Genomic DNA, 20,561 nt, shown 5'->3' with positions numbered 1-20,561 from the left:
AAATTACCCCCGGGCAAACGAGGGTGTCAAGACGTTACTGACCCTTTGACTTGAGTCGGTGACGAGCCAGGGAGAACGGAACGCATGTCCCAAACAGCCAGCATCAAGGACGTTGCCACACACGCCAACGTTGCCGTGGGCACAGTCTCGAACGTGCTGAATTATCCGGACAGGGTTTCCGCCAAGACCAAAGAGCGCGTCCTCAAATCGATCGCAGAGCTGGGCTTTGTCCGCAATGACGCAGCCCGCCAACTCCGCGCTGGCCACAGCCGCACCATCGGCCTGGTGGTCCTGGACATCGGGAACCCCTTCTTCTCCTCCGTGGCACGCGCAGCCGAGGACGCCGCCACCGCGCTGGGAAGCGTTGTATTGGTAGGGGACAGTGGACAGGACGCCTCCCGGGAGGCGCACTACATGGACCTCTTCCAGGAGCAGCGCGTGCAAGGGCTGCTCCTGTCGCCTGTGGGCGACGTCGCGGACCGCATCGACCACCTCCGCGAACGCGGTGTGCCCACCGTCCTGGTGGACCAGCTCGCCGACACGGAACGCTGCAGTTCAGTTTCAGTCGATGATGAGGAAGGCGGCTATCTGGCGGCCAAACACCTGCTGGACATCGGCCGCCGTCGTCTGGTTTTCGTCGGAAGTCCCGCAATCCGCCAGGTGGCGCATCGCCTCAAAGGCGCGCAGCGGGCGGCCACCGAGGTGGAGGGAGCGTCGATCGAGGTACTCGACTCTGACGGGCAGACGGTCCTGGCCGGACGTCAGGTCGGCAACGAGCTTGTGGAGCGGAAACCGGAGGAACGTCCGGATGCCGTCTTCTGCTCCAATGACCTGCTTGCGCTGGGAGTCATGCCGTCCCTGACCATGCTGCGCACCGTCCGCATTCCTGAGGATATTGCCCTGATCGGGTACGACGACATCGATTTCGCAACCTCCGCCGTCGTTCCGTTGTCCTCCATCCGCCAGCCGACCGAGGCGTTGGGCCGGACCGCCGTCGAGCTTCTTGCCGAAGAGCAGGAGAACCGCGGCACGAAGCACCGCGCCGTCGTATTCACCCCCGAACTCGTGGTGCGCCAAAGCACCGCCCCCGAACCCCAACTAGGGGACAGATAGCGTTCCACTGACGGCTCAGAGCGACGTTATCTGTCCCCTGGTTGGGCGGGATTACGACGCGCGGAGCCCGGCCAGGTACTCCACCGGTACCATCGCGTCGGGCTGCTTCGTCTGACGGAACAGGCCCGGAGTGGAGGCGGCCAGTCGGTCCGCCGAGCGACCAAGGCACTGGATGATGCTGGTTATGGAGATCCCCGCCTCCGTTTTCTGCCGCAATGCCGAGATGTGCCTGCGGGCCGTGCAACCGCGGATGCCGGTGGTCACGATCCCCTCCGTGAGAACGTGGTCCAGCGCGGGAACCAGGGCGACGCCGAGACCGGACTTGACCATGCTGCGGATGGCGTCGTAATTGTTGCTGCGAACGCTGATGCGGGGAGTGAAGCCGCCGCCGGCGCATAGGTGGCGCAGGCAGGCATCGCCGGAGGAATCCTCCTTGGTGGATACCCAGTTCTCTTCAGCCAGGTCCTGCACGACGATGGCTTCCGCCCCGGCCAAACGGTGGCCCTCCGGGAGCAGCAGGACCAGCTCCTCGGCCAGCAGCGGAACGGCCACCACATTGGCGGGCCACTTTTGCGGGACGAGATCGTAGTGGAACACCACGGCCACGTCCAGTGTCGAATCCCGGACCATGGCTGCAAGTTCCGCAGGTCCGCTCTCCTCCAGTTCCACTGAGGAGTTCGGGTGCCTGCGGAGGTAGGAGGCCAATCCTCCCGGCAGGAGCCTTTGGCTGGCCGTGCTGAAGCTGCCCAGCCGCATGAGGCCGTAGTCGCCCTTGCTGAAGCCCTTCATGTCGTCTTCGAGTGCACCCAGGGCATTGATGATGTCGTGGGCGCGTGCGGCCAGGAACTTGGCAGCCTCCGTGGGGCGGATGCTCTGGGCGTCGCGCTCAACCAGCGGCGCCTGCACGGCCCGCTCCAGCGCCGCCACCTGCTGCGAGACGGCCGAGCCGGTGTAGCCGATTTCGCGCGCGGCGTCGGCGAAAGAGCCCGTACGGAGGACCACGGAGAGTGTGCGCAAATGAACTGGATTTAGCATGGCCTTGCTACTTCTGCGTGGGTGGCGTGAGCAGTTGTTCGACATCAACGGCGCCGCCGGCGGCTTCAAAATCCAACTGCACCTGTTCCCGGAGCCGGGCGTCCGCGAGGTAGTCGGCAATCGTCAGGGCCAAACCGACGGCGCCGTCCACCACTGCGGCGTCGCCCACGGGACTGATGGAGTGCTGGCCGAACTCCTCCGTGTGCATCACGGCAGTTTCGCGGGAAATGCTCACTGTGGGATGGATCGACGGGATGCGCAGGCTGACGTTGCCCAGATCCGTGGACCAGCCACCGCCCACCAGCTCAGTCTCCAATGTGATCCTCCGGCCCCGCGCGGACATATGCACGTGGTACCGGGCTGCCAATGCGTGGTTGCTGCGGACGGGAAGATAGGCGGGGAATGGGTCCCAGGTGGTCTCGAGTCGGGTGCCTGTCATGAGCGCCGCCCCCTCCAGGATGTCCTGCACTTTCTGCGAGATGTCCACCAGTCCGGTGGGGTCCAGGGAGCGGATTTCGACGACGGCGCGCGCCACATGAGGGACGACGTTCACTGCCGTGCCGCCTTCCGTGATGAGGCAGTGCAGGCGGTCCGTCGCAGGGATGTGTTGGCGCAGGGCGGCGATCCCCTGGTACGCGGCCACCACGGCGTCGAGGGCGTTGCGCCCCATATGCGGTGCCGACGACGCGTGGGCGGCCACCCCGTGGAAGGTTACCTCCACGTCGCGGACGGCCAGTGATGCGAAGGACGCGACCTCATACTCCCCGGTGAAGGGGTGCAGCATCACGACGGCGTCGATGTCGGCAAAGGCGCCTGCCCTGGCCAGGAGTTCCTTGCCGTTTCCGTTCTCTTCTGCAGGCGTGCCGATCAGCACAACAGAGCCGCCAAGCTCTTCAACATGCGCGGCGACGCCGAGGAAGGCTCCTACGGCCGCGGCGCAGATGACGTTGTGCCCGCATCCGTGGCCCACCCCCGGAAGGGCATCGTATTCGGCAAGAACGGCCACCTTGGGTGAGCCCGAGCCTGCTTCGGCACGCAGCGAAGTGCGCAGGCCATACCTTCCCACCTGGACCGGATAGCCCCTGTAGCGAAGGAATTCGGCGGCGAAGGCTACGGAGAGCCGTTCCTCGAAGCCGACTTCCGCGATGCCGTGGATTCCGTGGCTGAGTTCCTGGAGGTCCGGGGTGAGGTCATCGATGGTGGCAGTGATGTTCCTGGCAAGTGAGTCCGGGGCACCGAGGATGCCGGTCAGGGCCAAGGGGGACGGGGGCGTATCCACGGGGTTCACGTGGCGTCCTTTCGGGGGAGGTAGGCCGGCCAAGCGGCGACGTCGTTGTCGCCAGGCTTGGCTCGTTGTTTTACTTAAGATACATCTACAAGTGCCTTAAGAACAGCTTATTGTGCAAGAATGATTCATGACCGAAAAGCCCCTCCCGGACGTCACCAGGCTGCGCCTCCTCAATGAGGTAGCGAAGCAAGGATCCCTGGCGGGCGCGGCCCGGGTTCTGGGCATCACGTCCTCAGCTGTTTCGCAGCAAATCAGCATCCTGGAACGGGAAACCGGCGTCCAGCTCCTGGACCGCTCATCGAGGGGCGTCGGGCTGACGGGTGCGGGGGAGATTCTCGTAGAGCACGCACGCGCGGTGGTCCGGCTCCTGGAGGCGACCCGCGCCGAGATGGACCAGCTCAGCGGCGAGCTTGCCGGCCGGGTCCGGATCGGATCCATTCCCTCCCTTGCCCGGAACGTACTGCTGCCGGTCGCCGAAAAGCTCGAGGTGAGTGTTCCCGACGTCGAACTGACAGTCAACGTTGTTGAGCCGGTGGACAGCATCGAGCAATTGCTGAACGGTGCTTTGGACATCGCGATTGTGGACCTTTACGACAATGTGCCCGTCGCCTTTCCCGACTACCTGGTGACCAGGGAAGTCATGAGCGAGCCATTGGCCTTGATCACTCCACCCGACTTCGTTGTGCCGCCGCGGCTGAAGTTGACCGACCTCAAGAACGCGGACTGGGTGTTGACCCCCGAGGTGGGTGCCTGCGGACAGGCGGTCCGTTTCGCCTGCCGGAACGAGGGATTCGAACCCAACAGCCGGTGGGTTGTGGACGATCTTCTGCTCTTGGTCGAAGCCATTTCGCGGGGAAGGGGCATCTCTTTGCTCCCGCCATTTTCCGTGGACAGTGCGGTGGCGCCGGTGGGAATCCATACTTTCGACAAGCCCCGGATCCAACGCCGGGTGCTCACGGTAACGCGCAGCAGCGACGCCCGGCGGCCAATCGTGAAAGCCGTCCTGGACGAAGTCCATGGGCTCCTGGGTGCCGCTGCCGCCTAAGCCGCCAGGGCCAGGCCCAAGAATCTCTTGCGGCAGCCCCAGCAGACCTCGCACTGTTGCCGGGTTAAAAGCCCTCTTTTCGTTCCATGCTTGAAGTGATCAGTGACGATCACCACAAAGGAGAACGAAAAATGACCACCCTCGAACGACGCTTCGCAGAGGTTCCCGGACACTGGCAGGTGCCAGGCCACTTCAAGATCAACCACAGCCACGGCATCCGCGTTGGGGACATGATTTATGTGGGTGGCCAGGAGGACCTCGACGCTGACGGCAACGTCAACAACCCAGGCGACATCGTGGCGCAGTGCAAGAACGTCATGGAATCCCTGAAACGGGTCATCGAAAGCCTCGGCGGAACCATGGGCGATGTCGTCCAGTTCAACACCTTCTACGCCGGCGAGCTCAGCTACGAAGAATGGCAGCGTACCTACGACATCCGCTTCAGCTACTTCCCGGCGCCCGGCCCCACGGCGACCGGCATCCTGATCGGTGAGGAGCTGAACCTGCCGGGCATCCGGGTGGAGGTCAACGCCGTCGCGATTGTCGGCAGTGCCGCCACCCGCGTAGAAGCGTTCGACGGCGGCAGCCAGGCAACGCTCGACATTCCCGTGGAGGTGGCCGGCAATGACTGAAGTCAAGCCCCAGCTTGGCGTCATTCTCTGCGACCTCGACTCGTATCCGGTGGACTACGTGGAATGCCTCACCCCGGATGCGCCCGGCATCAGTGACAATCCCGTGGGCTTCTTCGAGAATCCCGCCAGCTGGCAAGGCCTTCCCGTGGCCTACGCGGTGGCGCGGGGTGCCCGGGTGGAGCCTCTTGTGAACGGTGAGCCCGAAGCTGTGGAGGCCTTTTGGAAGGCGAGCAAGAAGCTGGCGCACTGCCCCTTGGTTATCACCGACTGCGGCTTCTTCTTTTACGCCCGCAAAGACAAGCGCCAGACGAGCAACGTCATCACCAGTGGGCTGGATCTGCTCCCCATCGCCTCGGTGCTGTCCAGCGGCTACATCGGTGTGTTGACCGTCTCGGAGTCACTCGCCACCAAGCTGTTGGCCGATCACCCCTTGTCGGCACAGATCGTCATCGCCGGCATGGAAGGCGAGCCCGGCTGGGCAACCATGCTGACCAACGATCACGCGCTGGGCAACGGCTGGGACCAGGCCTTGCTGAAGGAAGGCGTCGCCAGGGTGGTCAAGCGTGAGTTCGGGCCCGGTGGCCGCTTCGCCGACGTCGGTGTCCTGGTCCTTGAATGCACATTGTTGCCCGAATTCCGCCAAGAGATCCGCAAATACACCAACGTGCCGATCCTCGATATCGCCTCTTTTGCGTTGAACGCCCTGGGCAAGGGGTTCGACGCCGGTGCGGCACCGGCGCCTGTCAGCGCCGCCTTGAGCCAATGACACAGGTCAGGAACGAGTCAGTCATGCATGAAGACACCGAGCAGGGCAGGACCGCCATCTCGCTGGAATCAGTCGTCAAGCGGTACGGGGACCACACGGTCATCAATGACGTGTCCTTGTCGGTCCGGGAAGGCGAAGTCATCGCCATCATCGGACCCAGTGGCGCTGGAAAGAGCACGCTGCTCAGGTGCATCAACCTGCTGGAAGTCCCTGACAGCGGACGGATCACGGTTGAGGGAAACCAGGTAGTGGCAGGGACGGAGATCAGCCATAAGGACCTGGTCCGGCTGCGCCGCAACGTCGGCATGGTGTTCCAGTCCTTCAACCTCTTCCCGCACATGACAGTGCTGCGGAACATCTCCCTTCCCCAGGAACGCGTCCTTGGCAGGAGCCGGGCAGAAGCTGACGCACGGTCCATGAAGCTCCTGGAGCGTGTAGGGCTGGCAGACAAGGCCAGGCAATATCCGGGCCGCTGTTCCGGTGGCCAGCAGCAACGCATTGCAATCGCCCGGGCTCTTGCTCTGGACCCGCAGGTGATGCTGTTCGATGAGCCGACGTCGGCCCTGGACCCCGAAGTGGGCCTGGAGGTCCTGGCGGTCATGCGTGAGCTGGCCGCTGAAGGGATGACCATGGTGGTGGTCACCCACGAGATGCAGTTCGCCAGGGATGTCTCGGACCGCGTAGTGGTGATGGCCGAAGGTGCCATTCTCGAAGAAGGCGACCCCGCCGACGTCTTCACCGCTCCCGCCATGGACCGCACCCGCCGGTTCCTGCGTGCCGTATTGGAGCGCTGACATGGATCACCTCAGCGTGGTGGCGCAGGGCGTTTCCATGACGCTCGCGCTGACACTTTCCTCGCTTCTGGTTGGCGCCATCGGTGGCATCCCGTTGGCCCTGGGCCGCCGGTCCCGGCTGGCGGCAGTGCGCTTCATCGCGCGTTCCTTCATTGAACTGCTGCGCGGGATCCCGCCATTGGCGTGGTTGTTCATCATCTATTTCGGCGTAGGAACGGGTGTGATTGAGCTCAGTTCCTTCGCGGCTGCGGTGATAGGCTTCGGCCTCGTGTCCTCCGCCTACATGGCCGAAATCTACCGCGGCGGGCTGACAGCCATTCACGACGGCCAATGGGAAGCCAGCGACGCTCTGGGCCTTTCACGTGCGGCGACGTTGCTCAGCATCATTGGTCCCCAGGTTCTCCGCGTATCCATTCCGGCGGCAGCGACCTTCGCGATCGGTTTGCTGAAGGATTCCTCCGTGGCCTCGGTCATCGGTGTCCAGGACACCATCTATTGGGCCAGCCATGAATCCACGGTGACAGGGGATGCGATCGTGCCCTTCCTGTGGGCGGCCGGGCTGTATGTGGCCATGACCATTCCTTGTGCGTGGGCAACACGGTTGCTGGATGCCAAGCTCCGAAAGAGGGTTGCGCGATGACGTTCTTCAACGACTGGGTGGACTACTTCCCGGACCTGTTGGGCGGGCTCGGAGTGAGCCTGCAGCTGACGCTGGTGACGCTGCTGATGGGCCTGCCGGCCGGACTTGTCCTGGCCCTCGGGGCTGGTTCCGGCAACCGGCCGGTGCGGGTCCTGTCGATCGGTGTGATCGAGGTAGGTCGTGGAACCCCGGCACTGGTGGTCCTGCAATTGTTCTACTTTGGCCTTCCCTCGGCCGGAATGACGCTGACCTCCTTCGTCGCAGCATCGCTGGCGCTCGCCTTCACTACCGCGGCCTACACCAGCGAGATCATCCGGGGCGGCCTGCAGGCAGTCCCCGGCGGAGAAGTGGAAGCCGGCCATGCCCTCGGCATGAGCCGTGGAGACATCCTCCGATTTGTTGTGATTCCGCAAGGGATCAGAATCGCCATCCCGCCGCTCATGGGATTCGCGATCATGGTGTTCCAGGCGACCTCCCTGGCCTACACCATTGCCATGCCGGAACTGATGAGCCAGGCCTACTCCATCGGCTCCATCACGTTCCGCTACTTGAGCATCCTTACCCTCGCAGGCTTGATGTACGCCCTGATCACCATTCCTGCGAGTTCCCTGAGCAACTTCGTTGAGCATCGTTTGGCGCGTCACCGTTGACACGCCAATTAGGCAAAGGAACCACCATGAAATTACGAATGATCGCCTCGGCAGTGGCTGCCCTGACGCTGGCGGCGGCGCTCAGCGGCTGCGGCGGCAGTACGGAAGCAGCCGGGTCCAAAGTCTCCGCCGACTGTAAACCGGCATCCGACGTCGGAACCATCAAGAAGGGCAACCTGACGGTGGCTGTCTATGAGGCACCTCCCTACGTCACGTTCAAGGGCAATGAACTCGGAGGCGTTGACGGCGACATCCTCACGGGCTTCGCCCAGAAGCAATGCCTGTCCATCACCACTGTTTCCGCTGCTGCCGCGGCCGTCATCCCTACGGTTCAAGGTGGACGCGCCGACATTGCAACCGGTGGCTGGTGGCGGTCCAAGGCCAGGGCCGAAATCCTGGACCTGACCGACCCCATCTACACCGACCAGATGGTGTTGATCTCCAAGGACGGGCTCAACAAAGTCGCCGACCTCAAGGGCAAAAAGGTGGGGACGGTCAACGGCAATGTATGGGTTGACGACGCCAAGAGCTACCTCGGCGGGGACCTCCAGCTCTACAAAGCACCGGTAGACCTATTCCAGGACCTCAAGTCCGGGCGGCTGGACGTGGGTATCGATGGTTTTGGCGAGGCCCACAACAACAGCAACGGCCTCAAGGTAGAGGTTCTCGAGCCTGACGACGCCATCAAGGCCTCCCTCGAACCGCCGCAGACCTGCCTGCCGGTGACCAAGGGAAACACTGCTTTGCTCAAGGCTTTGAACGACTACGTGGACAGCCTCCGCAAGGATGGCAGCCTGGAGAAGATCGTGGTGAAGAACGGCTTCCCGGCATCCTCGATCAACACCGGCGACGCGCGGCTGATCGGCTAACCCAAGTAGGGGACAGCACCTGCTCCACTGAGTGCTCAGTAGGACGGGTGCTGTCCCCTAGTTGGGTCGCTACAGGGTGTAGATGCTCCAGGAGGCGGTGTGGGTTTCGCCGGGTTCGAGGCGGATCAGGTCCGTGCCGCTGTTGAACGCATCCGGGGGACACGTCATCGGTTCCACGGCCAGCCCAATACGACTCGGAATGGGTGCCGGCTTGTCTGCCGTATGGATCTGAAGCCACGGGCAGCTTCCGTCCCACGACATTCCGACGCCGGTGCCCGCCGGGTCGCCCAGCGAAAGCCGCGCCAGCCCGGCGTCGAACGTGATGTCCGTGAAGGCGTGGTCGATTTCGGTGCTACCGATCGGGCGGGCCGCACGGAAGTCGAACTCATGGCCTGCCACCGGCTTCAGCGAAACAGGCAGCAACCGGTCCGGGGTGACTTCCAGGAACGTCGAGGCGGGCGCTTCAAGGATCCACTCATCCAAAGGCGAAGAACCGGCCACCAAGTACGGGTGCGGGCACACGCCGTAGGGCGCGGCAACGTCCGCTGCGTTGTGGGCGGTCACGGACGTGTGGAGCCCGGTTTCGTCCAGGACATACTGCGTCGAGAGTTCCACCACGAAGGGATAGCCCGTCGTCGGCCCCACCGTGCACGTCAAGGTGACCGAACCGGCGTCGTGTTCCTTCACGGTCCAGTCGAGCGGGTAAGCGAGCCCGTGCAGCGCCGTGCCCCGCTCCGGTTCGCTGACCGCCAGCTGGTGGCTGACGCCGTCGAAGGTGTATTTCCCGTCCGCGACCCTGTTCGGCCACGGCGCGGCGATGATGCCGCGGTAATCCGGGATCGGGCCGCCTTCGGGGAACGGAACCACAAGGTCCCGGCCTTGGAACTGCAAGACGCGAAGCGCTGCGGCACGTTCCGTGACAACCGCCTCGTAGCCGCCGGCTTTCAGGCTGTATTCAGTGCTCACAGGCCGCCGGCCAGCTTGTAGTACGCCGCGTTCCAGGCGAGTTCCTTCTTGAATTGTTTGATGGTGGTGCCTTCGTCGATGGTGAGCAGTTCCGTGCGGGCTATCTCGGCGAAGTCCTCGAACACCTCAAGGCCCACTTGCGTGGAGAGTACCGTGTGGTGCGCGGCTCCGGCTGTGAGCCACGCGGCAGCTGAGGTGGCGAAGTCCGGCTTCGGTTCCCAGAGCGCGCGGGCGACGGGCAGGTTGGGAAGCGGCTGGTCGAGGTTGACGACGTCCACGGCGTTGGCGACCAGGCGGAAGCGGTCGCGCATATCGGACAGCGCGACAACGACGCCGGGGCCCGCGTCGGTGTCGAAGACCATGCGCACGGGATCTTCCTTGCCGCCGATGCCCAGCGGGTGGATCTCAACGCGCGGCTTCTTCGCAGTCAGCGACGGGCAAACTTCGAGCATGTGCGCGCCGAGGATCTTCTCCGAACCGGGTTCGAGGTGGTAGGTGTAGTCCTCCATGAGCGAAGCGCCGCCGGGAAGCCCGGAACCCATGACTTTGGCCGCGCGGACCAGGATGGCAGTCTTCCAGTCACCTTCGGCTCCGAAGCCGTAACCGTCGGCCATGAGCCGCTGCACAGCCATGCCGGGGAGTTGCCGGAGTTCGCCGAGGTCCTCGAAAGAGGTAGTGAAGGCCGCGGAACCGTTGGCTTCCAGGAAACTGCGCAGGCCCAGCTCGATCCGGGCGCTGTACCGCAGCGATTCGTGCCGGGCACCGCCGGCCTGCAACTCGTTAACCACGTCGTAAAGCCGCTCATATTCCGCAACCAGGGCGTCGACGTCGGACTCTGCGGCGCCGTGGACAGCGTCGGCGAGCTCGTTGACGGACCAGGTGTTGACCGAGACGCCGAAGCGCAGCTCGGCTTCTGTCTTGTCGCCTTCGGTGACCGCTACGTTGCGCATGTTGTCGCCAAAGCGGGTCAGCTTCAGGTTCCGGACCGCTGCCCAGCCGGCGGAGGCGCGCTGCCAGGCACCCACTTGACGGACGACCTCAGGGTTGGAGACGTGCCCGACGACGGTCTTCCGCGGCACGCCGAGACGGGCCTGGATGTACCCGAATTCGCGGTCTCCATGGGCTGCCTGGTTGAGGTTCATGAAGTCGAAGTCGATGTCTGCCCAGGGGAGGTCCCGGTTGGCCTGGGTGTGCAGGTGCAGCAGGGGCTTGCGCAGTGCGTCCAGTCCCTGGATCCACATCTTGGCCGGGCTGAACGTGTGCATCCACGCGGTCACGCCGATCACGGAATCATCGGCGTTGGCTTCAAGCGCGGTGCGGCGGATGGCATCGGAATCGGTGAGGACGGGTTTCCAGACGAGCTTCACCGGCACATCACCGGCAGTGTTCAGGACGTTGGCAATCTCCTGCGACTGCGCAGCGACCTGCTTGAGGACATCCTCACCGTAGAGGTGCTGGCTGCCGGTGAGGAACCAGACCTCGTACTGGTCGAGCGAGGTGTTGTTGGCGTTGGGCATTTGAAGGCTCCTGGGTATTTGCTGAAAAGCGGCGGGCTGGTTGGTTGGTCCGCCTCAGCGGCCGTAAACGTTCTGGTAGCGGTCGTAGAGCGACTCGATCTGGGCTTGGTCAATGGGAAGCGGCTCGCCGAGCTGGCGCGAGACGTGCACAGTCTTTGCCACTTCCTCGCACATCACGGCGGCTTTAACGGCCTCGCGGGCGGATTTGCCGATGGTGAACGGGCCGTGGTTCTGCATCAGGACAGCCGGAGAGTTGGAGTCCTTCAACGTCTCCACGATGCCTTGGCCGATGGAGTCATCTCCGATCAAGGCAAACGGACCGATGGGGATGGGCCCGCCGAATTCGTCGCCCATCATGGTCAGCACGCAGGGAATTTCCTCGCCCCGGGCCGCCCATGCGGTGGCGTAGGTGGAGTGGGTGTGCACCACCCCGCCGACCTCGGGCATGTGCCGGTACACGTAGGCGTGCGCAGCGGTATCCGAGGACGGCGAGAGGTCGGGGTTGCCCCAGTCGATGGTGCCGTTGCTGCCGGTATTCATGCCCCGGACCGGGGTGCCGTACAGGTCGGTGACCACCATGAGTTCGGGCGTGAGGTCGTCGTAGGAGACACCCGAGGGCTTGATGACCATGAGGTCATGACCTGGAATGCGGCCGGAAACGTTGCCTGCCGTCCAGACCACCAGCCCGTAGCGCGTCAGTTCCGAATGGAGTTCGCAGACGTCCTTGCGGACCTTGGCGATGGTGTCCAGGAGGTTGCTCATGCGGACACCCGCTCAGCCTGGTCGGTGGAGGAGTTCGACGCCGGTTCGGCCACCCCGCCGGCGCCCTGCGCCTGGCGCTGGATGGACTTGAGGCGGTGCATCACATTGTTGCTTCCACGGCCGAAGTAGTCATGAAGGGTGCGGTATTCCTGGAAAAGGGCCTCGTATGCGGCCACGTTCTCCGGGACCGGGGTATAAACCGCACCCGGCGCGGCCGCCATGGCAGCGGCGGCCTCGCGGATGTCTGCGTACTTCCCGGCAGCAACGGCGGCGTGGATGGCCGAACCCAGTGCGGGACCCTGTTCCGAGCCGATGGTGGAGAGCTGCAGGCCGGTGATGTCCGCGTAGACCTGCATCAGGAACTTGTTCTTCAGCAGGCCCCCGGCCACGATAAACTCCTTGACCGGTACGCCGGAATCGCGGAAGGCATCGACAATGGTCCGGGTTCCAAACGCCGTGGCCTCCAGCAGCGCCCGGTAGATGTCCTCGGGCTTGGTTGCCAGGGTCTGGCCCACCACAACGCCGGACAGTTCGTGATCCACTAGCACCGAGCGGTTGCCCGAGTGCCAGTCAAGGGCGATCAGCCCGTGCTCTCCGATGGCCTGCTTCTCCGCTAGTTCCGTGAGGTACTCGTGGATGCTTTGGTCCTGGGCTGCGGCGGCTTGGTGGTATTCGGGTGGCACGCCGTTTTTGGTGAACCAGCCAAAGATGTCGCCCACTCCGGACTGGCCTGCTTCGTAGCCCCACAGGCCGGCCACGATGCCGCCGTCGACCACGCCGCACATGCCGGGGACTTCGCGCAGGACGTCACCGTTCATGACATGGCACGTGGAGGTGCCCATGATTGCGACGAGTTGTCCGGGTTCCACGGCGTTCGCGGCAGGTGCGCTGACGTGGGCGTCAACGTTGCCTACCGCCACGGCGATGCCGGCCGGGAGTCCGGTCCAAGCGGCGGCTTCTTCGGTGAGGTAGCCTGCAGCATCTCCCAGGCGCCCGATGGTGTGTTCCAGTTTGCTGCTGACAAAGTCCTTGAAGTCAGGGTTCAGGGCTGCCAGGAAATCCTCCGAGGGGTATTTTCCGTCCTGGTAGATGCCCTTATAGCCGGCGGTGCAGGCGTTGCGGACGTAGCTTCCGCAGAGCTGCCAGACGATCCAGTCGGCCGCCTCCACCCAGTGTTCCATCGCCGCGTAGACCTCGGGGTCTTCCTCGAGAAGCTGCAGGCCCTTGGCGAATTCCCATTCGGAGGAGATCAGGCCGCCGTATCGGGGCAGCCAGGACTCGCCACGCTCTTCTGCCAGCTGGTTGATGCGGTCAGCCTGCGGCTGCGCAGCGTGGTGGCGCCACAGCTTCACGAACGCGTGCGGCCGGTCGGCGAAGCGTTCCAGTTCGTTCAGCGGTGTGCCGTCCGCCGTCGTCGGAACCATGGTGCAGGCGGTGAAGTCGGTAGCGATACCCACCACGTTCTCCGGGTTGATGCCGGCATCAGCGACGGCGGCCGGTACAGCATTGCGCAGGACGTCGCGGTAGTCGTTCGGGACCTGAAGGGCCCAGTCGGCGGGGAGGCGTTGCCCGCTCGTGGGGAGGCGGTCCGAAACAACTGCGTGGGGGTACTCGAACACGCCGCTGCCGATCTCGGCGCCATCCGAGACGCGCACCACGACGGCGCGCCCGGACAATGTGCCGTAGTCCACGCCGATGACGAACTGCTCGTCGAGCGGGAGGTTTTCTGAGGTATTCATGGGTGTCTCCATCCGGCTGGCCAAGGCCTCATTGCCGGGGGTCGGGGTGGAAAGTGAAGAACGTCTGATGCAATTGTTAGCGCTCACAACATTGATGTCAAGAGCCGCTCAGGGCGAAGCGGTGCTCAAGACGGAGGGTGGCCCCCAACACCCCCATGTAGGTCGCAGTTCATGTCGTATTGGGAACTCAATACGACATCTGCTGCTACTTAGTTGGGGGCGGGGCGGTGGTGGAACGGACCACGAGCCGCGGATTCACGGTAGCCGCCGTGCCGGTGCTGCCGCTTTCGATGCGGTCCAGCAACAATCCGATGCACCGTTGGCCGAGTTCTTCGAAGTCCTGGGCCACCGTGGTCAACGGCGGGATGAAGTACGCCGACTCGGGCTGGTCATCGAAACCCACCAGGCTGATGTCACCGGGAACCTGCACCCCGGCTTCATGGAAAGCGCGTAATACGCCCAGTGCCATCTGGTCGTTGGCCACGAACAGTGCGGTGACGGCCCGCTCAGCGGCAATTTTCAGGCCCTCCCGGTAGCCGCATTCGGCGCTCCAGTCCCCTTCGATCAAGGTTCCCGGCTCAATACCGGCCGCATCCAGGGCGTCACGCCAGCCGTCGATGCGGGCCGCGGCGTCGATCCAGTTGGAGGGGCCCGAAAGATGTCCGATCCGCCGGTGCCCAAGATCCAGCAAGTGCTCGACGGCGAGCCGGGCCCCCTGCCGCTGGTCAACGGTGGCACCGGCGAGTTCCTCATCGCCCACGGAGCCCACAGCGACCAGCGGAACCTGGGAAGTGACATCCTTGAGGACCTCGAATGTGCCCGGATGTGGAACCGTCACCACAATGCCGTCCACGCCCTGGTCCATGAAGTGTGCCAGCGCATCCTTGATGGTCTCGGGAGTGACCTCCCGAAGGCCGGCCACGCTGACGAAGTAGCCCGCATCCCGGGCTGCCTGCTGCACCCCGAGGAGGGTGTGTGATGGCCCGTATTGGGCAAGTTCGCTGCCCAGCACCCCGATGGTCTGGGACCGCCGGGTCACCAGGCTGCGGGCAGCTGTGTTGCGGCGGTAGCCCAACTCGGTGATGGCCTGCTCTACCCGTTCGCGGGTTTTGGAACTCACGTTGGGGTGGTTGTTCAGGACCCGGGAGACAGTCTGGTGGGAAACACCTGCCACACGGGCGACGTCCTCCATGACGGGAGGCCGGGCTGATGCAGATTGTTCTGAGCTCACCCTGTCACGATAGAGCACCGGGAGCCGCGATCAGCCGATGGCTGCCTTGGCGGCGTAATGGCGGTACCTCTCCAGGAAGGGCGACACCCCTTTCGGATCAGCGTGGTCCACGGTAAGGCCGTCCACAGGCCATTCGGGCAACTGGCCCGTGAGGACGCCGGCCGCTTGCCGTGCTGCGCCGTCAGCCACGTATTCTCCGGGCTTCGGAACAAAGACCGGCAGTCCGAACGCGGAGGCAGCCACTTGTTGAACAGCCTCGGATTGAGCGCCCCCACCAACCAGGATGATGCGCCGGGCGTCTACACCTTGGGCCTGGAGGGCTGCCAAGCCGTCAGCGAGTGAACACACAACTCCCTCTATCGCCGCCCGCGCCAGGTTGGCGGGAGTGTAGTTGGAGAGGGTCAGCCCATGAAGGGAGCCGGTGGCCCCGGGCAGATTGGGGGTCCGCTCGCCTTCAAAATAGGGGACCAGCGTCAAGCCCCCGGCGCCTTCCGGCGCAGACAGCGCCAAAGTACCCAGCTCGTTCAGGCTCACGTCGAGCAATGCAGCTGTGGCATCGAAGATCCGCGTGGCGTTGAGCGTGCAGGCCAGTGGGAGGTAGTTGCCTGTGGCGTCGGCAAAGCCCGCCACCAGTCCGCTTGGATCCTTGGCGGGAGTGTCGGAGACCGCGAATACAGTTCCGGACGTTCCTATGGAGATTACGACATCCCCGACGCCGGCACTCACGCCCAGACCTGCGGCTGCGTTGTCGCCCGCGCCGGGTCCGATCAATGCACCGGCAGGGGTTTTGCCTGCGGTCTCCAGCGGCCCAACGACTCCGGGCAGGAGTGGGACGTGCCTGAGGGTGCTCTCCAGTACATCCGGAAGATACTCGCCGGCGGTTGCCGAAAAGTAGCCAGTGCCCGAAGCATCCGAGCGATCCGTACGCAGGAGCTCCAAGGACGCCGGGCCTGTTCCCGGGCCATGACCGGCCAGCCGCCAGGACAGCCAATCATGGGGGAGACACACTGCGGCCGTCCTTTGCGCATTTTCGGGCTCGTTCCGGGCGAGCCAGCGCAGTTTGGTGGCCGTCAGGGACGCCACTGGAACTGTGCCCGTGCTGCCCGCCCAATACCCGGCTCCCGCTACGGGATCACCATGTCCGGCGTCGAGAATCAGCTCCTCAGCGTCCTGCGCGGAGCGGGTATCGTTCCACAGCAGGGCAGGGCGGACCACGTTGCCGGTTTCGTCGAGGCACACCATTCCGTGCTGCTGCCCGCCGACGGAGACGGCATCGACGTCGTCGAGCCCGCCCGCTGCTTCGATTGCTTCCTGCAAGGCGGTCCACCAGTGATCCGGGTGGATTTCGGTACCCTCCGGATGGGAGGCCCGGCCCTGGCGCACCAAGGCACCGGTGGCTGAATCCCGGATGACCACTTTGCAGGACTGGGTGGAGCTGTCGATCCCGGCTACGAGAGGCATGCGTTGTTCCTTTGGAGAACCGCGCCGGGCCTGCCTGGGATATCCAAGGGCAGGCCCGGCGGCGGGTTTGCGGTGTTGGGAGTGGGTCAGCGGGCGCCGAGGAGGTGCTCGATGGCCAGCTGGTTGAGGCGGATGAAGGCGAATGAGCGCTCAGCTGCCTTGTCGGCGTCGAACGTGTCGAAGGCGCTGGCGTCAGCCAGCAGGTCAGCGGTGGTTTCGCCGGCAGCCAGGGTGCTTTCGCCGAGTTCGAACACGCCCGAGGTTGCCAGGGCTTCCTGTACTTCGGGATCCGCGCGGAAGGCCAGGGCACGTTCCTTGAGCAGCAGGTACATGGACATGTTGGACTTGGCCGATTCCCAGACGCCGTCGTAGCCATCGGTGCGGGAGGGCTTGTAGTCGAAGTGGCGCGGGCCGGTGTACTTGGGACCACCGTTGGGGAAGCCGTTTTCCAGGAGGTCCACGGTGAAGAAGGCGCTGGTAAGGTCGCCGTGGCCGAAGACGAGGTCTTGGTCGTACTTGATGCCACGCTGGCCGTTGAGGTCGATGTGGAAGAGCTTGCCGGCCCACAGTGCCTGGGCGATGCCGTGGGTGAAGTTCAGTCCGGCCATCTGCTCGTGGCCCGTTTCCGGGTTGAGGCCAACGATGTCGCCGTGCTCCAGCTGGGCGATGAAGGCCAGGCCGTGTCCCACGGTGGGGAGGAAGATGTCGCCGCGCGGCTCGTTTGGCTTGGGTTCCAGGGCGATCCGCAGGCCGTAGCCCTTCTCCTTGATGTACCCCGCGGCGGTGTCAACGCCTTCCTTCATGCGGTCCAGTGCCGCTGCCAGGTCCTTGGATCCGTCGTACTCGCTGCCTTCACGGCCGCCCCACATGACGAAGGTCTCGGCACCAAGTTCAGCCGCGAGGTCGATGTTGCGCAGGATCTTGCTCAGTGCGAAGCGCCGGATGGAGCGGTCGTTGGAGGTGAACCCGCCGTCCTTGAAGACCGGGTGGCTGAAGAGGTTGGTGGTGACCATGGGCGTCTTCAGGCCGGTCTCAGCCAACGCCGCCTTGAAGTTCTTCAGGATGAGTTCGCGCTCGGAGGCGCTCGCATCGAAAGGAATGAGGTCGTTGTCGTGGAAGGTGATGCCGTATGCGCCGAGTTCGCTCAGTTTGTGGACTGCTTCAACAGGGTCCAAAGCCTGGCGGGTTGCCACGCCGAAGGGGTCGGCGCCGGTCCAACCGACCGTCCAGAGACCGAAAGTGAACTTGTCTGCAGGGGTGGGCTGCGGGGTCATGATTGCTCCTTTGCAAGGCAACGGGAAAGAGGTGAAAAACATCACTCCAATTAGTTTTCAATCTGAACTATATGGGCCATGATGGATCATGGTCAATGAAAGTCCGCAAGAAATTTTGAATCCGCGAGGAGGTCCCTGCTGATGAATGAGCCAACTGCGCCCGGACGCGTGGGTGACGTCCGCCGTCGAAATCTCTCGCTGGTGCTGGACTCGATCGCCAAAACAGTGGATGCCAAGCCCAGCCGCGCCCAGCTCGCCGCCGGCACCGGCCTGACCAAGGCTGCGGTTTCCAGTCTTGTGGCGGACCTGGTCGAATCGGGCCTGGTGTCCGAAGTTGGCCTGTATCGCGACGGAGAGCGCGGGCGGCCCGGCCAGGGCCTGGAGCTGAACTCCCGCCGGGGCGTAGTGGGCATGGAAATTAACGTGGACTATCTGGCCGTGGGCCTGGTGGACCTCGCGGGAAACCTTCGATTCCATTCTGCCGTTGAGTCGCGGAACCGTGGAGTGCCTCCCGCACAGGTCATGGACCAGCTGGCTGTTTTGGCCGCAGAAGCGAAGGCTGCGGCAGCCGCCGAGGACATTGCCATCCTGGGCGGGGGGCTGGCCGTTCCTGGGCTGGTGGACGAAAGGAATGACGTCGTGCTGTCCGCCCCCAACCTTTATTGGGAAAACGAGAAGTTGCATCCCCGGTCCCTGCTCGAGGGGGCACCGCTTGGCGTCAAGCTCTCCAACGAGGCCAACAGCGCAGCCCTCGGCGAGCTCTGGTATGGCGGAGGGCCAACTGACTTCCTGTACGTCTCGGGCGAGGTCGGTGTCGGTGGTGGCGTCATCATTGGCTCCGAGCTGTACACCGGACCAGGGGGATCGGCGGGCGAGCTGGGGCATATTGTGGTGCACCCCGAGGGCCCTGCATGCTCGTGCGGCGGAGCGGGTTGCCTTGAGACTTTTGCCGGCCAGGAAGCCATTTTCGAAGCGGCAGGGATTGCCGCGGGCGCACTGGGTGAGCGGACCGACATGTTGCTGGCGGCCTTGGCCGCCCATGAGCCCAGGGCCACCGCGGCAGTTCACGACGCCGGTCGCTACCTGGGCGTTGCGCTCACCTCGGCCGCGCGGTTGATGGATATTGAAGCCGTGGTCCTCGGCGGGCATTTCGCTGTTCTTGGCGAGTGGCTCAGGCCCTCCCTCCTGGCCAGCCTGGAACGGCATGCGCCCGGGCTCCTGGCTCCGGAAAACCTCACGGTGTCCGGGCTGGAGCATTCCGGCACGCTCCTGGGTGCCGCCGGCCAGGTGATCCGCTCTGTTATCGAGTCGCCTTTCGAGTTTCTGTTGGCGAGCAAATTGGCCTGAAGTACAGGGAATTTAGGCGGGCTTCTTCCGGAGTTTTCATCAGTATGCTTAGTATTGAGGAGTCAGCTGTTCGCGCAAACTACCCACGGACGAGTGCCTCATGACTACACAAGACTCAGCCCACAAAAGTACAACCAAAGCGCAGACCGCGCCTTCGCCGGAAGATTCCAGTAAGCCGGATAGTCCCAACGACCTCGTCAAGCCTACGTGGACCTACATCGCCAAGCGCACGCTCAGCGAGTTCAGCAAGGACCAGTGCCCCGATGCCGCCGCAGGTCTGACGTACTACGCTGTTTTGTCGCTCTTCCCGGCGCTCTTGGCCCTGGTGTCGGTCCTGGGACTCTTTGGCGATGCGGGCAAGACCACCTCAGCCATCCTCGATATCGTCCAGCAATTCGCGCCAGGACCTGGTGTGGAGGCCATGCGCCAACCAATCGAGGAGCTCACCCGATCCAACGCTGCGGGCTTCGCCTTGGTTTTCGGTGTCCTGGCGGCTCTCTGGTCCGCCTCGGGCTATGTCACCGCCTTCAGCCGGGCGATGAACCGGGTCTACGAAGTGGACGAAGGCCGCGGACTCGTGAAGCTGCGCGGAACGATGCTCGCCGTAACGGTCGTGGCCGTGGTGGGTGCTGCCCTGGTGGCGGCCATGCTGGTCCTCAGCGGGCCCGTAGCCGAGGCGATCGGCGGGGCCATCGGCCTCTCCGAAGCTTTCGTCACCGTGTGGAACATCGCCAAGTGGCCGGTCCTCATCGTGATCGTGGTGGCCATCATCGCCGTCCTTTACTACTTCACTCCCAACGTCAAGCAGCCCAAGTTCCGTTGGATGAGCATGGGCTCGCTGATCGCGCTCGTGATTTTCGCCCTGGCTTCCCTGGGCTTCGGCTTCTATGTGGCCAACTTCAGCAACTACAACAAGACCTATGGTGCGCTGGCCGGCGTCATCATCATGTTGCTGTGGCTGTGGATCCTGAACATGTCCCTGCTGTTCGGTGCCGAATTCGACGCCGAGATGGAACGCGGCCGGCAGCTCCAAGGCGGCATCAAGGCTGAGGAAAGCCTTCAGCTGCCTCCCCGGGACACCAAGCGCAGCGAGAAGCAGCAGAAGAAGGAAGAAGAGTTGGTCAGCCGTGGCGAGGAACTCCGCGAAACCCACGGCGAAGACTCCAAGAAAGACAAATAGATGCCGGCAAGCAAAGATACAAAGCTCAAGACGGTCAGGAACGGCGACCGGCTGCGGATCGGCGGTGAAGTCTTCCGGGTCAGCGCGGTCGAGCCGCAGTTGGATTCGCACAACATCCGGCTCGAACTGCAAGGGCACGACGGCGGACTGGTCACCTTGATCGGACTGCCGAAGACCCGGGTGGAGCTGGCAGCGAAAACTTGACAGGGTGTGCGGGGTTTGCGTTTTGCCCTTCACGCCGCGAGTCGACCA

The 20,561-nt window shown here is 64.0% G+C and carries 20 protein-coding genes; 11 read left to right on the top strand and 9 right to left on the bottom strand.

The window, feature by feature from the left end; genetic code table 11:
• The first annotated feature begins 84 nt into the window (after positions 1 to 84).
• Positions 85 to 1,113, top strand: a complete 1,029-nt coding sequence (locus tag N5P29_RS18665; protein ID WP_262276283.1) for a LacI family DNA-binding transcriptional regulator — start codon at positions 85 to 87, stop codon at positions 1,111 to 1,113.
• Positions 1,114 to 1,164: 51 nt separating this feature from the next.
• Here the strand turns inward: N5P29_RS18665 and N5P29_RS18660 are convergent, their stop codons facing one another.
• Together N5P29_RS18660 and N5P29_RS18655 are read right to left on the bottom strand one after the other, a co-directional pair.
• Complete coding sequence (locus tag N5P29_RS18660) at positions 1,165 to 2,148, bottom strand: LysR family transcriptional regulator (protein WP_262276282.1); 984 nt, start codon at positions 2,146 to 2,148, stop codon at positions 1,165 to 1,167.
• 7 nt (positions 2,149 to 2,155) lie between these two features.
• Entirely contained in the window at positions 2,156 to 3,436 is a 1,281-nt protein-coding gene (locus N5P29_RS18655; protein WP_262276281.1) for an amidohydrolase, read from the bottom strand.
• 127 nt (positions 3,437 to 3,563) lie between these two features.
• On the opposite strand from N5P29_RS18655, the gene N5P29_RS18650 reads away from it, so the two are divergent.
• The 7 genes from N5P29_RS18650 to N5P29_RS18620 all read left to right on the top strand — a co-directional run bounded on the left by N5P29_RS18650 (position 3,564) and on the right by N5P29_RS18620 (position 8,832).
• Positions 3,564 to 4,481 (top strand): LysR family transcriptional regulator, encoded by a 918-nt coding sequence (locus N5P29_RS18650; RefSeq protein ID WP_262276280.1) that lies wholly within the window; start codon positions 3,564 to 3,566, stop codon positions 4,479 to 4,481.
• 131 nt (positions 4,482 to 4,612) lie between these two features.
• A complete protein-coding gene (locus N5P29_RS18645; RefSeq protein WP_262276279.1) occupies positions 4,613 to 5,113 on the top strand; it encodes a RidA family protein in 501 nt (166 codons plus the stop codon).
• On the top strand, positions 5,106 to 5,879 hold the full coding sequence (locus N5P29_RS18640; protein WP_262276278.1) for an aspartate/glutamate racemase family protein: 774 nt from the start codon (positions 5,106 to 5,108) through the stop codon (positions 5,877 to 5,879). The genes N5P29_RS18645 and N5P29_RS18640 overlap by 8 nt, the downstream gene beginning before the upstream one ends.
• 23 nt (positions 5,880 to 5,902) lie before the next feature.
• Positions 5,903 to 6,673, top strand: coding sequence for an amino acid ABC transporter ATP-binding protein (locus N5P29_RS18635; protein ID WP_262276277.1), 771 nt, complete (start codon positions 5,903 to 5,905; stop codon positions 6,671 to 6,673).
• Between the two features lies 1 nt (position 6,674).
• Positions 6,675 to 7,313 carry an amino acid ABC transporter permease gene (locus N5P29_RS18630; protein ID WP_262276276.1) on the top strand — a complete coding sequence of 213 codons (639 nt, stop codon included), beginning with the start codon at positions 6,675 to 6,677 and terminating at the stop codon, positions 7,311 to 7,313.
• The gene (locus N5P29_RS18625; RefSeq protein WP_262276275.1) at positions 7,310 to 7,963 is read left to right on the top strand and encodes an amino acid ABC transporter permease; all 654 of its coding nucleotides are present in this window, start codon (positions 7,310 to 7,312) and stop codon (positions 7,961 to 7,963) included. The genes N5P29_RS18630 and N5P29_RS18625 overlap by 4 nt, the downstream gene beginning before the upstream one ends.
• Before the next feature lie 26 nt (positions 7,964 to 7,989).
• Positions 7,990 to 8,832: a substrate-binding periplasmic protein gene (locus N5P29_RS18620; RefSeq protein ID WP_262276274.1), complete on the top strand. Its 843-nt coding sequence runs from the start codon at positions 7,990 to 7,992 to the stop codon at positions 8,830 to 8,832.
• A 69-nt stretch (positions 8,833 to 8,901) separates the two neighbouring features.
• Here the strand turns inward: N5P29_RS18620 and N5P29_RS18615 are convergent, their stop codons facing one another.
• From N5P29_RS18615 to xylA, 7 genes are all read right to left on the bottom strand, one after another.
• Positions 8,902 to 9,798: an aldose 1-epimerase family protein gene (locus N5P29_RS18615; protein ID WP_262276273.1), complete on the bottom strand. Its 897-nt coding sequence runs from the start codon at positions 9,796 to 9,798 to the stop codon at positions 8,902 to 8,904.
• On the bottom strand, positions 9,795 to 11,315 hold the full coding sequence (gene araA / locus N5P29_RS18610; protein ID WP_262276272.1) for an L-arabinose isomerase: 1,521 nt from the start codon (positions 11,313 to 11,315) through the stop codon (positions 9,795 to 9,797). The genes N5P29_RS18615 and araA overlap by 4 nt, the downstream gene beginning before the upstream one ends.
• A gap of 54 nt (positions 11,316 to 11,369) precedes the next feature.
• Positions 11,370 to 12,077, bottom strand: a complete 708-nt coding sequence (locus N5P29_RS18605; protein WP_262276271.1) for an L-ribulose-5-phosphate 4-epimerase — start codon at positions 12,075 to 12,077, stop codon at positions 11,370 to 11,372.
• Positions 12,074 to 13,816: a ribulokinase gene (araB, locus tag N5P29_RS18600; protein WP_262276270.1), complete on the bottom strand. Its 1,743-nt coding sequence runs from the start codon at positions 13,814 to 13,816 to the stop codon at positions 12,074 to 12,076. Before araB ends, N5P29_RS18605 begins: the two co-directional genes overlap by 4 nt.
• A 205-nt stretch (positions 13,817 to 14,021) precedes the next feature.
• Complete coding sequence (locus tag N5P29_RS18595) at positions 14,022 to 15,008, bottom strand: LacI family DNA-binding transcriptional regulator (RefSeq protein WP_262278615.1); 987 nt, start codon at positions 15,006 to 15,008, stop codon at positions 14,022 to 14,024.
• A 69-nt stretch (positions 15,009 to 15,077) separates the two neighbouring features.
• Entirely contained in the window at positions 15,078 to 16,508 is a 1,431-nt protein-coding gene (locus tag N5P29_RS18590; protein WP_262276269.1) for a xylulokinase, read from the bottom strand.
• 86 nt (positions 16,509 to 16,594) lie between these two features.
• The gene (gene xylA / locus N5P29_RS18585) at positions 16,595 to 17,782 is read right to left on the bottom strand and encodes a xylose isomerase (protein WP_262276268.1); all 1,188 of its coding nucleotides are present in this window, start codon (positions 17,780 to 17,782) and stop codon (positions 16,595 to 16,597) included.
• 141 nt (positions 17,783 to 17,923) lie between these two features.
• Between xylA and N5P29_RS18580 the strand changes: the two genes are divergently transcribed.
• From N5P29_RS18580 to N5P29_RS18570, 3 genes are all read left to right on the top strand, one after another.
• Positions 17,924 to 19,129, top strand: a complete 1,206-nt coding sequence (locus N5P29_RS18580) for an ROK family transcriptional regulator (RefSeq protein ID WP_262276267.1) — start codon at positions 17,924 to 17,926, stop codon at positions 19,127 to 19,129.
• A gap of 100 nt (positions 19,130 to 19,229) precedes the next feature.
• The gene (locus N5P29_RS18575) at positions 19,230 to 20,309 is read left to right on the top strand and encodes a YihY/virulence factor BrkB family protein (protein WP_144660897.1); all 1,080 of its coding nucleotides are present in this window, start codon (positions 19,230 to 19,232) and stop codon (positions 20,307 to 20,309) included.
• Positions 20,310 to 20,513 (top strand): hypothetical protein, encoded by a 204-nt coding sequence (locus tag N5P29_RS18570; protein ID WP_262276266.1) that lies wholly within the window; start codon positions 20,310 to 20,312, stop codon positions 20,511 to 20,513.
• Positions 20,514 to 20,561: the final 48 nt, after the last annotated feature.

It is taken from the genome of Paenarthrobacter sp. JL.01a, assembly GCF_025452095.1.
Classification (GTDB): Bacteria; Actinomycetota; Actinomycetes; order Actinomycetales; family Micrococcaceae; genus Arthrobacter.
The sequence above is the reverse complement of the archived record's forward strand: the minus strand, read 5'-3'. Positions and strand labels throughout refer to the sequence as shown.